12 protein-coding genes and 1 pseudogene are annotated in these 12,341 nt (G+C 64.6%); 10 read left to right on the forward strand and 3 right to left on the reverse strand.

The genetic code is table 11. From position 1 onward, the window contains the following. Window positions 1–322 precede the first annotated feature (322 nt). Window positions 323–1,252 (reverse strand): annotated as a pseudogene (locus ACQCSW_RS08835) (IS3 family transposase); the annotation flags it as partial. A gap of 390 nt (window positions 1,253–1,642) precedes the next feature. Here ACQCSW_RS08835 and ACQCSW_RS08840 point away from each other — a divergent pair. The 4 genes from ACQCSW_RS08840 (at window position 1,643) to ACQCSW_RS08855 (ending at window position 3,538) form a co-directional block, all read left to right on the forward strand. Next, window positions 1,643–1,987, forward strand: a complete 345-nt coding sequence (locus ACQCSW_RS08840) for a hypothetical protein (protein WP_426990402.1) — start codon at window positions 1,643–1,645, stop codon at window positions 1,985–1,987. Between the two features lie 66 nt (window positions 1,988–2,053). Then, the gene (locus ACQCSW_RS08845) at window positions 2,054–2,599 is read left to right on the forward strand and encodes a GNAT family N-acetyltransferase (protein WP_426990403.1); all 546 of its coding nucleotides are present in this window, start codon (window positions 2,054–2,056) and stop codon (window positions 2,597–2,599) included. A 34-nt stretch (window positions 2,600–2,633) separates the two neighbouring features. Then, window positions 2,634–3,137 carry a GNAT family N-acetyltransferase gene (locus ACQCSW_RS08850; protein ID WP_426990404.1) on the forward strand — a complete coding sequence of 168 codons (504 nt, stop codon included), beginning with the start codon at window positions 2,634–2,636 and terminating at the stop codon, window positions 3,135–3,137. Between the two features lie 242 nt (window positions 3,138–3,379). Continuing rightward, window positions 3,380–3,538, forward strand: a complete 159-nt coding sequence (locus tag ACQCSW_RS08855; protein ID WP_426990405.1) for a hypothetical protein — start codon at window positions 3,380–3,382, stop codon at window positions 3,536–3,538. Window positions 3,539–3,633: 95 nt separating this feature from the next. Here ACQCSW_RS08855 and ACQCSW_RS08860 read toward each other — a convergent pair whose 3' ends face one another. After that, window positions 3,634–5,013: an amino acid permease gene (locus ACQCSW_RS08860; protein ID WP_426990406.1), complete on the reverse strand. Its 1,380-nt coding sequence runs from the start codon at window positions 5,011–5,013 to the stop codon at window positions 3,634–3,636. A gap of 177 nt (window positions 5,014–5,190) precedes the next feature. On the opposite strand from ACQCSW_RS08860, the gene ACQCSW_RS08865 reads away from it, so the two are divergent. From ACQCSW_RS08865 to ACQCSW_RS08890, 6 genes are all read left to right on the forward strand, one after another. Beyond that, window positions 5,191–5,670, forward strand: coding sequence for an Lrp/AsnC family transcriptional regulator (locus ACQCSW_RS08865; protein WP_426990407.1), 480 nt, complete (start codon window positions 5,191–5,193; stop codon window positions 5,668–5,670). 157 nt (window positions 5,671–5,827) lie between these two features. Beyond that, window positions 5,828–6,538, forward strand: coding sequence for an NUDIX hydrolase (locus ACQCSW_RS08870; RefSeq protein ID WP_426990655.1), 711 nt, complete (start codon window positions 5,828–5,830; stop codon window positions 6,536–6,538). After that, window positions 6,535–7,857 carry a quinolinate synthase NadA gene (gene nadA / locus ACQCSW_RS08875; protein WP_426990408.1) on the forward strand — a complete coding sequence of 441 codons (1,323 nt, stop codon included), beginning with the start codon at window positions 6,535–6,537 and terminating at the stop codon, window positions 7,855–7,857. Before ACQCSW_RS08870 ends, nadA begins: the two co-directional genes overlap by 4 nt. 39 nt (window positions 7,858–7,896) lie before the next feature. Next, window positions 7,897–9,723, forward strand: coding sequence for an L-aspartate oxidase (locus ACQCSW_RS08880; protein WP_426990409.1), 1,827 nt, complete (start codon window positions 7,897–7,899; stop codon window positions 9,721–9,723). Further along, the gene (nadC, locus tag ACQCSW_RS08885) at window positions 9,716–10,588 is read left to right on the forward strand and encodes a carboxylating nicotinate-nucleotide diphosphorylase (protein ID WP_426990410.1); all 873 of its coding nucleotides are present in this window, start codon (window positions 9,716–9,718) and stop codon (window positions 10,586–10,588) included. Before ACQCSW_RS08880 ends, nadC begins: the two co-directional genes overlap by 8 nt. A 7-nt stretch (window positions 10,589–10,595) precedes the next feature. After that, window positions 10,596–11,753, forward strand: coding sequence for a cysteine desulfurase family protein (locus tag ACQCSW_RS08890; protein ID WP_426990411.1), 1,158 nt, complete (start codon window positions 10,596–10,598; stop codon window positions 11,751–11,753). A gap of 88 nt (window positions 11,754–11,841) precedes the next feature. On the opposite strand, the gene ACQCSW_RS08895 is transcribed toward ACQCSW_RS08890, so the two are convergent. Next, window positions 11,842–12,333 carry a GtrA family protein gene (locus ACQCSW_RS08895; RefSeq protein WP_354250920.1) on the reverse strand — a complete coding sequence of 164 codons (492 nt, stop codon included), beginning with the start codon at window positions 12,331–12,333 and terminating at the stop codon, window positions 11,842–11,844. Window positions 12,334–12,341: the final 8 nt, after the last annotated feature.

A 12,341-nucleotide genomic window follows, 5' to 3' on the forward strand; every position in this document is an offset into this window, starting at 1 on the left:
GTACTTCCACGGGTTTGTGCCTTGTTCCTCGGCTTAATGTTGCGTGGGTCATCTGGAGTGTCGAACTTTTGTAGGTTGTTGTCGCCAGACCAATCCTCGTCAGTGAGACTGGCTGATGGAGGAAGCGGCGGTATCCAGCCATATTTCGCCATGCCCAGCGTGACGAATGTATGAAGGCGTAAACGGTGGGCATACCTTCGCGATGGAGCTGTGGCCTGAGGGGCCAAAGAGCGCCTAATCGTTAAGCCGAGAAAACTACCCCGGAGTCCCGAAACGACGTAGCAACAAGCCCGACATTCGGCTTAACGATTTCCTCGGCTTAATCCGAGTGCCAGATCGCGTCAGGCTCGATCAGGGTCGTTGCGGCGGCGTTGTTGAGGGCGTCGGCGACGAGTTCGGTGCGCATGTGATCGGCGATCGACCAGCCGACGACCTTCTTCGAGTAGCAGTCGATGACGGTGGCCAGGTAGATGAACCCTTGCCAGGTGTGGATGTAAGTAATGTCGCCGACAAACTTCACCCCGGGACGAGTGGCGGTGAAGTCACGCCTGACCAGATCAGGCATGTTGGCCGCTGCCAACGCGTCGGCCTCGGTCGTGACCCGGAATGGCCGCGGCTGGCAGGCCAGGAGGCCCTCCTGGCGCATGACCTGCCGCACAAGCTCGGGCGAACATTCAGTCTTTTCCGCCGCGAGGTCGGCATGGATTCGACGATACCCGTAGGTGCCTTCGGACTCCTCGAAATAGTGCTGGATCCGCGCTGTCAGGGCCTTCCGGCGAGTGGCAGTCGCCGATTGCGGGCGCGTCAGCCAGTGATAGAACCCGGACGTTGAGACGCCCAACCAGCGGCACATCTTCACGACCGAATTCAGGTTGGCGGACTCAGTTTTTTGGGAGTCGATGTATTCGTACTTGCTCACTACCGCTGCTCCCGCGCGAAGTAAGCGGCTGCTTTTTTCAGGTTATGCCGATATCGGCATAACCCGAATATCGGGATAATTCAGGAACAGAGTCTCCGCGCGCAGCTCCTGATTTTCCCTCTCGAGCTCCTTCAAACGGGCCCGCTCCGGCAACGTCAGGTCCGTCTCGGTACCGCCGTTGGCCTCGCGGTACTTGTTCAGCCAGTTGCGCAGAGTCTCGGGCCCGACACCGTATGCGGTGGCAACGTCCTTGATGGGCTTGGACGTGTTGATCACCTCACGGCACAACTCGTCTTTGAACTCCTGGGTGAAACGCCGGCGTGCTGCAGTCATGCTGATCTCTACTTTCAGTAGACCCCCATTTTAAGAGGGCCCACTGTCCGAGAACCTCGCGGCAGCTCACTCTGAGGCGTTTCCGCCTGCAAGTTCTTCAGCTTCCTCATTCACCCGAAGAACGCTACTGCGTGCCAACAAGCTGGCCAAGCCAACTCCCGGGCGGAGCCAATACGCATCCCACTAAGGGATCCCTCTCTGGGACGGGCCTGACTGTAAGCAAATCGCCAGCGGTGCTCAGCTCAGGTGGTGCTCTTCGCTTTTGGGAGGGTGAGGAACGCGAAGAGTGCGGCGGTTCCGTAGCCGGTAACGAGGGCTGTGTCGGTACCTGTGCTCCTCAACAAGAGAGACTGGACCTGGAACGAGGATTTACGGAGAATCAACATCCAGATGACTTCACACGATCAAGCGGCGCAGCGGGCCCCAAGAAAGCGCCCTTCCCAGCGGCAGAAGGACATCTGGAGACGCGCGCCCATCATTTTCTCGATCGTCGTTTTGGTGTGCTTTGGCACGTGGGGCATCCAAATTCACATGGACCGGCCGCGGTTGGAGGCGGATGTCGTATCCACCATCGAAGTCAGGGGCGGCGAGGTCATCAAGATTGTGCACCGTCCGGGCCGGGCTACCCCCGGATACGTCGATGTCGTGTTCGACGGCCAACAAAGCCGCTGTACGCTGCACCTCCTGGACCAGGACCCGCCCGTCTTCGACTGCGACCCTGCCGTCGACCAGTAGGCCGATAGTGGATCGGCTTACGGGCAAATTCATGGCATCCGCCCTTCGTCGGGCACGATAAGAGCTATGACCGTCGAACTTCGCCCCTGGACGCTTGAAGACGCGCCCGCGCTGTGGGCTGCGTACCGGCAGAGCCCGGACCTTGGGACGCAATTTGGCAGTGCGGATCTGGCCACCGTCGACCTGGCGCGTGACTACATCCGGGCCCAACTTCCTTTGACAGAATCAAGGCGCAACTGGGCTATCACGATCGACGGTGTCGCTGTGGGCAATGTAGGACTGTCAGCCATTGACCTGCGCCACGGAACTGCCTGGACGTACTACTGGCTCACCTCTGCAGCTCGTGGTCGCGGCTATGCAGTGCGAGCCCTCGCAACAATCGCCGCCGCAGCCTTTGAGGACGGCCTCTTCCGCCTCGAGCTGGGGCATCGCGTCAACAATCCCTCATCGTGCAAGGTCGCCACCATTGCTGGCTTCATCCCCGAAGGTCTCGAGCGCCAGAAGCTGCTGTACGGTACTGAACGCTTCGACGTCGAGACCCACGCGCGACTGCGTACGGATTCGAGCCCGAATCTCAAGATGCTCCCGTTGTCCCAGGAGAGGACCGGCTAACGGGCAGTTCGGCGCGGTTGGATATCGTGGTCAGATGACGCCTCCACCTCCAACTCATCGGCTCCGATTCCGCGAGATGATTCAGTCCGACCTAGACAACATGGCCGCGTTGCTTGGAGATCCTGAGGTGATGCGCTTCTACCCCGCTCCCAAGACCCGAGACGAGGTTGCAGGCTGGATCCAGTGGAACCGGGCCAACTACGCGGAGCACGGTTACGGTTTATGGGTCATCGAGACGCTGGATGGTGACTTCGTAGGCGACTGCGGCCTCACCTGGCAGCAGGTGAACGGTTCACCCAAACTAGAGGTGGGGTACCACGTACTGTTCCAGCTCCATGAGCGCGGATATGCGACAGAGGCAGCCATGGCGTGTCGCGACTTCGCTCGTGGGCACAGCGACGCAACCGAACTCGTAGCCATCATCCATCCCGACAACCGACCCTCGGAGCGAGTCGCCGAAAAGATCGGGATACATCGTATTTCTGACGATCATGGCGGCAACATTTCAGTCCGGTCAGTCCTGAGCATGCCGTTGTGAAGAAGGTCGAGCCCGCCCATTGCGGGAACTGTCACCGTACAAGGAACTTGGATGTTGGGAGCATTGCACCATGCGAGATATCACTCTGCCTGCGGGCGTCCGTGGCGTGGTGTTCGATGTCGGGGAGACCTTGGTCGACGAGTCTCGTGCCTGGGCTAGGCAGGCCGAGTGTGCAGGGGTTACGCCGTTCGCCTTGATACTGACCGCAGTGGGTCTGGTTGTTGCAGTCATAGGCACCGCCTGTGGCTGACGAGCTCGTTTCCCTGCCCGCCGTACGTCCACGCGAACTTCGTCTCGTCCGTGATGCCGTTCAGGGCGAAAGCGGCGCTCGCGCAGCTCCTGCAGCAGGTCATGTCGTTCTGGACGACGACCGTGCCGCGGAGCTGGATCTGGACAACTGATGCCAAGCGCAAGCCGCCGTCGGTCTTTCTGCCCCTCACCCAACTGGGTAGCAGTAGATGTCGTTAGGACGGCTCATAACGACATCTACTGCTACTTACTTGGGCTGACGATCTCGGGTGGTGAGCCGGGCGCCGATCCAGCAGGCTGCCGCGAGGCAGGCAACCAGAACGAACGTGCTCAGTAGCTGTCCGCGGCTACTTTCCGCGCTGAAGCCGACGGCGAAGATCAGGCCCAGGAGCGCCAGTCCGAAGAATGTCAGGCCCGGAAACCCCCTCATCCGCAGGGGAAGTACGGCACCGGCCCGGTCCGCGCGGCGCCGGAGGATCAGCTGCGAAACGAGGGCCGTCCCCCAGACCACCAGGCATGTTGATCCGACCAGCTGGAACAGGGCCGGCAGGATCCGGTCCGGGAACAGCAGCTCCAGAACGGTGGCGAAGAAGCCGAACGCGACGGAGACGCCTACCGCCACCATGGGCACGTTGGCGACGCTGAGCCTGGCCAGGAACCGGGGAGCCTCGCCGCGTTCGGCGAGCGAGTACACCATGCGGGACGCGCCGTAGAGGTTGGCGTTCAGTGCGGAGAGAAGTGCGACGACGGCAACCAGGGTGATCGCCGTGCCGGCGCCCGGGATCCGGGCCGCGTCGAGCACGCCGGCAAAAGGCGAGGCGAGTCCTTCGGAGGTGACCGGCAGGACGGCCGCGATGACAAAAACCGACCCGATGTAGAAGACCAGGATGCGCCACAACACCGTGCCGATCGCCTTGCCCACACTGTGCTCCGGATCCTCCGTTTCCGCGGCGGCCACGGCCACGATCTCGGTTCCGCCGAAGGCAAAGATCACCACGAACAATGCCGTGGCGATTCCACCAAGCCCGGCGGGAGCAAAATCAGTGGTGATGTTAGCGAGTCCAGGCGAAGCTACGTCGGGCAGGAGGCCCAGCAGCAGGGCGGCCCCCACGGCCAGGAACGCCACAATGGCGGCAACCTTCAGGATGGCGAACCAGAATTCGAACTCGCCGAAGTTCTTGACCCCCGTCAGGTTGATGGCCGTAAACACGACCATAAAGACCAGGGCCAGGGCCCAGACGGGGATAACCGGCCAGACAGAAAACAGCAGGCCTGCGGCGCCGAGTGCTTCCGCGGCGATGACCACCACCAGCTGAAGCCACCACAGCCAGCCCACTGTGGCGCCGGCGGTTTTTCCGAGAGCCCGCTCGGCGTAGACGGAGAACGCGCCGCTGGTGGGATTCGCAGCAGCCATTTCGCCCAGCGCCCACATCACCAGGATGATGAGCGTCCCGGCGACCAGGTACGAGATCAGCACGGCGGGCCCCGCGGCCTGGATACCGGCCCCTGAACCCAGGAACAGGCCGGCGCCGATGGCGCTGCCCAGTCCCATCATGGTGAGCTGCCGGGGTTTCATGGTGTGGCCGAGGTGGGATACCGGCCGCACTGCCGTGGACTTCGATGTCATGCCTGTGAACCTTCTTGGGGTTGGGGTTGGTGCCCCCCGCAGGGACCACTTGAATTTACCGCCTAAGTCGCTGGTCCGCAGGCACACGGTTGTGCAACGATAGTGGCACTTTGAATCACTCGGACGAATATTGGCTAGCAACTTGCTTACCCTATGGTGGTGCGCGAAGGAGATTGTATGAACGTCGATGCCCTGGATGCCAAAATTGTCCGTTTCTTTACTGGCACACCGCGGGGCTCGGTGCTGGAGGCCTCGAGGGTCCTGGGCGTCGCCCGCGCTACGATCCAATCGAGGCTGGACAGGATGACGGAGGCCGGCGTGATCAGCTCGTGGGTACCCCGGCCTGATCCCGCCAAGTTCGGCTTCCCGGTGGTTGCATTCTGCTCGCTGACCATCAACCAGGACCTGGGCCATGACGCTGTGGCTGAGGCGCTGGCCGCGATCCCGGAACTGATCGAGGTCCACACCGTTTCCGGCAGCTCGGATCTCATGGCACGGATCGCCGCGCGGTCCAATCCGGACCTGCAGCGCGTTCTCGATGCGATGATCGCCACCAAGACCGTGCTCCGTGCGTCGTCCGTGATTGTCCTCAACACCCATTTCCAGGGCAGGACGCTGAACCTGCTCGAAGCCGCAGCCGCTGTGAAGCCGGAATAGGTGTGCGGGGACCGGTCCAAGGAGTTCTCGCCCAGTCGCGCTGGGCGGCGAAACATTTTGAATCAGAGGAATGTGGCCGTAGAATCAGTTCTAGTCAAATTGACTATAACTAAGTGATGGCAATGAAGCCCAGAAGCAGGGGAGCGGGTGAGTGACCGTGTACAGCAGCTCAGCGAACGTCTCCGAACGGGCCACCGCTGCACCCTCGCTCGCTATCTCCACCGTCATCTTCGCCCTGCGGCCCAGCGAATCCTCGGGCCGGCCTACACTCTGGCTTCCCCTGGTCCGCAGGATTCGCGAGCCGTACAAGGACCTTTGGGCCCTTCCCGGCGGACCGCTGACGCATGTTGAATCCCTGCAGGATGCTGCGTCCCGGAACCTCCGGGAAACCACCGGACTCACGCCGAGCTACCTGGAGCAGCTCTACGCGTTCGGCGGGCTGCACCGCTCACCCACGCAGCGCGTGGTGTCGATCGTCTATTGGGCGCTGGTCCAGCCCACCGAGGCCGCCCTGGCCGACGAATCGGAGAACGTGACGTGGTTCCGGGCAGACAAGGTGGGGGACCTGGCCTTCGACCACAATGCCATTGTTGACTACGCGCTCCGGCGCCTGCGGAACAAGCTGGCCTACGGCTCGGTGGCCTACCACTTCCTGGGCGAGTACTTCACGCTCGCCCAGGTCCGGGAAGTCTATGAAGCCGTCCTGGACACCCGGCTGGACCCGGCCAACTTCCGCCGCCAGCTCAAATCCACGCCGGAGATCGAAGAGACCGGCGAATACCTCCAGGGCGGCAAACACCGCCCGCCCCGTCTTTACCGCTTCACCGGCCGCCCCGGCCTTGACCCCGATAACAGGAGCACACCATGAGCAGCGTCAACACAGCCATCCAGCTGATCACGCGCGAACAAGCCGAAAACGCGGCCCGGAGCGCGGCGGCAGGCAAAGCAGCGGCCACTTGCAGCCCGGCGCTCGCCAAGGGCCCGTGGGAATACGACCTTGCCGAGGCCCTCGCCGGTGCCCCTGCCTACGGACCCGGCGCCTCCAGCGCGGACGTCGCCCCGGCCGCGACGCCGCGTCAGGGCCAGCTCCCGGAGGAATACAAGCTCGCCAGCGACGCCGAGCTCGATGTCCGCATCCGTGCGGCCAAGGAAAAGTTGGGCGACCGGGCAGTAATCCTGGGCCACTTCTACCAGCGCGACGAAGTCATCCAGTACGCAGACTTTGTGGGCGACTCCTTCCAGCTTGCCAACGCAGCCCTCACCCGGCCCGACGCCGAGGCCATCATCTTCTGCGGCGTGCATTTCATGGCCGAGACCGCGGATATTCTCTCCACCCCCGAACAGGCCGTCGTCCTGCCCAACCTCGCCGCCGGCTGCTCCATGGCGGACATGGCGGACACCGACTCCGTGGAGGAGTGCTGGGAACAGCTCGAAGAGATTTTCGGTACCAAGGCCGACGCCGAGGGGCGGGTTCCGGTCATTCCGGTCACGTACATGAATTCCTCCGCCGCCCTGAAGGCCTTCTGCGGCCGCAACGGCGGCATCGTCTGCACCTCCTCCAACGCCAAGGTGGTCCTGGAGTGGGCCTTCGAGCGTGGCCAGCGGGTCCTGTTCTTCCCTGACCAGCACCTGGGCCGCAACACCGCCAAGGCCATGGGTGTGCCGCCGGAGCAGATGCCCATGTGGAACCCGAGCAAGGAACTGGGCGGCAACGACGAGCAGGACCTCCTCGATTCCCGCGTGATCCTGTGGCACGGCTTTTGCTCAGTCCACAAGCGCTTCAACGTGGGCCAGATCGAAAAGGCCCGGGCCGAGTTCCCCGGCGTCAACGTGATTGTGCACCCCGAGTGCCCCATGGAGGTGGTGGACGCCGCTGATTCCGCCGGCTCCACCGACTTCATTAAGAAGGCCATCGCAGCCGCCACCGAACCGACCACTTTCGCGATCGGCACGGAAGTCAACATGGTAAACCGGCTCGCGGCCGAGTACCCGCAGCACACCATCTTCTGCCTGGACCCGGTGATCTGCCCCTGCTCCACGATGTACCGCATCCACCCCGGCTACCTCGCCTGGGTCCTGGAGGAACTCGTCGAAGGCCGCATCGTCAACCGCATCAGCGTGGACGATTCCGTCCAGGACAACGCCAAGACCGCGCTTGAGCGCATGCTCGCCGCCCGTCCGCTGTAGTCCACCTCCTGTAACACCGGAATTCGAAACGAGCCCTACATGAGCGCAGAGAGCACTGCCGGCGGTCCGGCACCCCGGCGGCTGATCGTCGTCGGGAGCGGCATTGCGGGACTGTACTCCGCGTTGCTTGCCGCCGATGCGGACGCCGAAGTGGTGCTGCTGACCAAGGGCGCGCTCGCGGACAGCAACACCTACTACGCCCAAGGTGGCATCTCCGCCGTCCTCGACGAGCCCGCGCCCGGGGACACTGTGGCCGCGCATATCGCAGACACCCTCAAGGCCGGGGCCGGGCACTGCGACGAGGAGGCCGTCCGCGTGCTCTGCACGGAGGCCCGCCTGGATATCGCCGGCTTGGAACGCTTCGGCGTGCGTTTCGACATGGACGACGACGGCGACCCTTCGCTGGGTCTCGAAGCCGCCCATTCCGCGCCGCGGATCCTGCACGCCGGCGGCGACGCAACCGGTGCCGGCGTAGCCAGGGCGCTCATCAAGACCGTCCTGGATGCGCAGGCCGCTGGCCGGATCCAGGTCATCGGGCACGCTCAAGTCACGTCCCTGTCGCAGAGCGAAGGCCGAATGGCAGGCGTGAATTTCCTCCACGACGGGCGGGAACTCGGCGTTCACGGCGATGCCGTGCTCCTGGCGACCGGGGGAGCAGGCCAGCTCTTCGCCCAGACCACCAACCCTGCCGTGGCAACTGCCGACGGGCTGGCGCTCGCCTGGCGGGCGGGAGCCGCAGTGGCCGACCTGGAGTTCTTCCAGTTCCACCCCACCTGCATGGTGCTGCCGGCCGATGCCCTTGAGGCAGCCGGCAACGGCAGTGAGCCGCTCCTGATTTCTGAAGCCGTCCGCGGCGAAGGCGCCATCCTGCTGGACGGGCTCGGCGAACGCTTTATGCCCGCCTATCACCCCGACGCAGAACTTGCACCGCGCGACGTCGTCTCCCGCAGCATCGCCCTGCACCTCGCCACCCTCGGGGATCCCCACGGGCACGTGTTCCTTGACGCCATGGTGGTCGAGGCCCGGCGGGGAAAGGGCTACCTGGCCAAGCGGTTCCCCACCATCACCCAACGCACCCGCGAAGCCGGCGTCGACTGGACCCGGGAACTCGTCCCCGTGGCACCTGCAGCGCACTACTGGATGGGCGGGGTTCGTACCGATCTCTACGGGCGGACCTCGGTGCCTGGGTTGCTGGCCGCCGGAGAAGTTGCTTGCACCGGCGTCCAGGGGGCTAATCGTCTTGCCAGCAACTCTTTGCTCGAAGGGCTTGTCTTCGGACGCCGGGCGGTCTCTGCTTTCTTTGAGGACGCGCCGGGTGGGGTGTCGCCCGAGGCTATTCCTCCGCTCGCTGTCTCGGCCGCGGGCGGCCTCCCCTTGACGCTCGCTTCCGGAACACCCTCGGACGACATTGCCTCGCTTATGTCGGGGGATACATCAGCAGTGCCGTCAGACGACGACCGGCAGCGCCAGTTGAATGGCTGGGAGTTTGACCTGGACCCTGCGCCGGGGCCTGTTGAGACGTCGTTTTCGGATCCTGGGCCGTTTTCCCGGGTGGCACTTCGGCGGCTTATGACTGCTAACGCTGGGGTTTTGCGTAATGGCGGGTTGCTTAGGGAGGCTTCTGGTTTGCTTGGGGCTTGGGCCTCTGCTGACAATCCGGTCAATGTTCCTGATTCGTTCGATCCTCGGGAGCATGAGGATGCCAATCTTTTGTTGGCTGCGCAGCTGTTGGTTCATTCCGCGCGGGAGCGGCGGGAATCCTTGGGGGCGCATTACCGCAGCGACAGCGTGCCCGCGGATGCCGCCGTCGAACATTTTGATATGCGTTACACCATGAGCCGGAAAGCGAGCCTCGTTAATGACTAGCCTGACCCTCCCCGCAGCACCCGTCCGGGACATCCTGGAGCGGGCCTTTGCCGAGGACGCGCCCAACGGTGACATCACCTCGCAGCTGCTGATCCCCGCCGAAGCCCGCGCCACTGCGGTGCTGAACGCCCGGGTGCCCGGCGTATTCAGCGGTGGAACGGTGTTCCGCGACGCCATGAAGATCGTGGACCCGGACACCGACGTGGAGCTGCTGCTCGCTGAGGGTGCAGCGTTCGACGCCGGCACGCACCTCGCGCGTGTTACCGGCAACGCGCGCTCGGTGCTGCTCGCCGAACGAGTCGGGCTGAACCTCGTGCAGAGGATGAGTGCCATCGCCACCAAGACCGCGGAGTTCGTCCGGCTCGTCGAAGGCACCAAGGCGCGCATCACGGACACCCGCAAGACCACGCCCGGCCTGCGTGTGCTGGAGCGCTACGCCGTTCGCTGCGGCGGGGGAGCCAACCACCGCTACAGCCTGTCCGACGCCGTGCTGGCCAAGGACAACCACCTTGCCGTGATGACCGGGGGCGATCCGGCGAAACTGACCGAGCTTCTGGCCGCGGCCAAGGCCCAGCTGGGTCACACCACCCACTTCGAGGTGGAAGTGGACAATGCAGAGCAGATCGAACCCGTCCTCGCGGCCGGCGTTGACACCATCATGCTGGACAACTTTTCCCTTGAGGACCTGCGGGCAGGTGTCCGGCAGGTGGCAGGGCGCGTCCGGGTCGAAGCCAGCGGCAACGTCAACCTTGCCACCGTCGCGGACATCGCCGCCGCAGGAGTGGACGTCATCGCGATCGGCGGACTCACCCACAGCGTCGCCGCACTGGACCTGGGCCTGGACGTCGAACTGAGGACCAGCTGACGCGGCCATGATCTTCCTCGACGCCGCCGCCACCACGCCCGTCCGCCGCGAAGTCCTCGAGGCCATGTGGCCCTACCTGAGCGGCGAGTTCGGCAACCCCTCCAGCCATCACACCCTGGGCGAAGCTGGGGCGTCCGCGCTCGCAGGCGCCCGCGCGGCCGTGGCCAAGGTCCTCGGCTGCCGCCCGGGCGAGATCACGTTCACCTCCGGCGGCACGGAGGCTGACAACCTCGCGGTCAAGGGCATTGCCCTGGCCCGGCAGGCCGCGGACCCGGCGCTCAACCGCGTGGTGATCAGCGCCGTCGAACACCCCGCGGTGGAGGAATCCGCACGTTACCTGGAACGGTTCCACGGGTTTACCGTGGACGTGGTTCCGGTGGACGGGACAGGCAGCGTGACGCCTGAGGCGCTCGCCGCCGCGCTCCGGCCGGAGACTGCCCTGGTCAGCGTCATGTACGCGAACAATGAAGTGGGCACCATTCAGCCGGTAGCCGAGCTGGCCGCCGCGGCCACCGCGAGCGGCATCCCGTTCCACACGGACGCCGTCCAGGCAGCCGGCTGGCTGCCCCTGGACGTCAAGGCGCTGGGTGTGGATGCCCTGAGCATTTCCGGCCACAAGCTCGGTGCCCCCAAGGGCTGCGGTGTGCTGTATGTCCGTGGCCGGACCCGCGTCGAGCCCCTGGTGCACGGCGGTGGGCAGGAACGCGGCCGCCGGTCGGGGACCGAAAACGTGGCCGGTGCCGTGGCGCTGGCCACCGCGCTGACGCTCGCCCACGCCGAACGGCCGGAACTGGCCACCCGGGTGGAAGGGTTCCGCGAACAATTCATCGCCACCATCCTGGACACGGTTCCGGGTGCACTTCTCACCGGGCACCGGACGGAACGGCTGCCGTCAATAGCGTCGTTCTGTTTCCCCGGCACCAGCGGCGAATCCGTGCTGTTGGAGCTGGAGCGGCAGGGTGTGGTGTGCTCGAGCGGTTCGGCGTGTGCCGCCGGCTCGGATGCGCCGTCGCCGGTGCTGACCGCGCTGGGCTATGACGCCGAAGTGGCGCAGACAGCTGTGCGGTTCAGCTTTACTTCCACGGTGACCGCCGACGAACTGGAGCAGGCGGCGGCGGCCGTGGGCACCGCCGTCGGGAGCGTCAGGACACTCGGCCGCAGCTGACGATCCATAGCCCACCTGACTGGCATTTAATGTCGCCGAAAACGCGAATGACGACGTTAACTGCCACTCATTGGGGAGGGGGAGCGGCTCAGATGTGGCGGGCGCGGCGGAAGATCCAGTGCCGCAGCATCGTGAACCGCACAGCGGTGGCCACGAAGCCCGACAACGTGGTGGTCCACAGCTCGTCGGACACGGTGGCGTCCGGGTGCAGCCAATGCAGCACGCCCAGGCTGCCACCGGTAATGACCAGCGCCACGGCGATGACGATCACGCCGTTGAGGTGGTCGCGGGCCATCCGGCGCTGCCCGGAGATCTTGAACGTCAGCCTGCGGTTCAGCGCCGTGTTCATCAAGGACGTCAGCACCAGTGCCGCGGCGTTGGCCAGCTGCGGTCCCAGCCACGGGCGCAGCAACGCATACAGCGCCAGGGAGGTGGCGGTGCAGATGATTCCGACGCCGGTGAAGCGGAGGAGCTGCCGCACCAGTGGAAACCTGAAGATTCCGCGGTAGTGCCTGGTGGCAGGCGCGCCACGGGTGGGCTGCTGCGTCAGCTGGGCACTGGGCGCAGCAGGGGATTCCATGGCCTAAG

Origin of the sequence: Pseudarthrobacter sp. Y6, assembly GCF_050156205.1 — a bacterium.
Classification (GTDB): domain Bacteria; phylum Actinomycetota; class Actinomycetes; order Actinomycetales; family Micrococcaceae; genus Arthrobacter.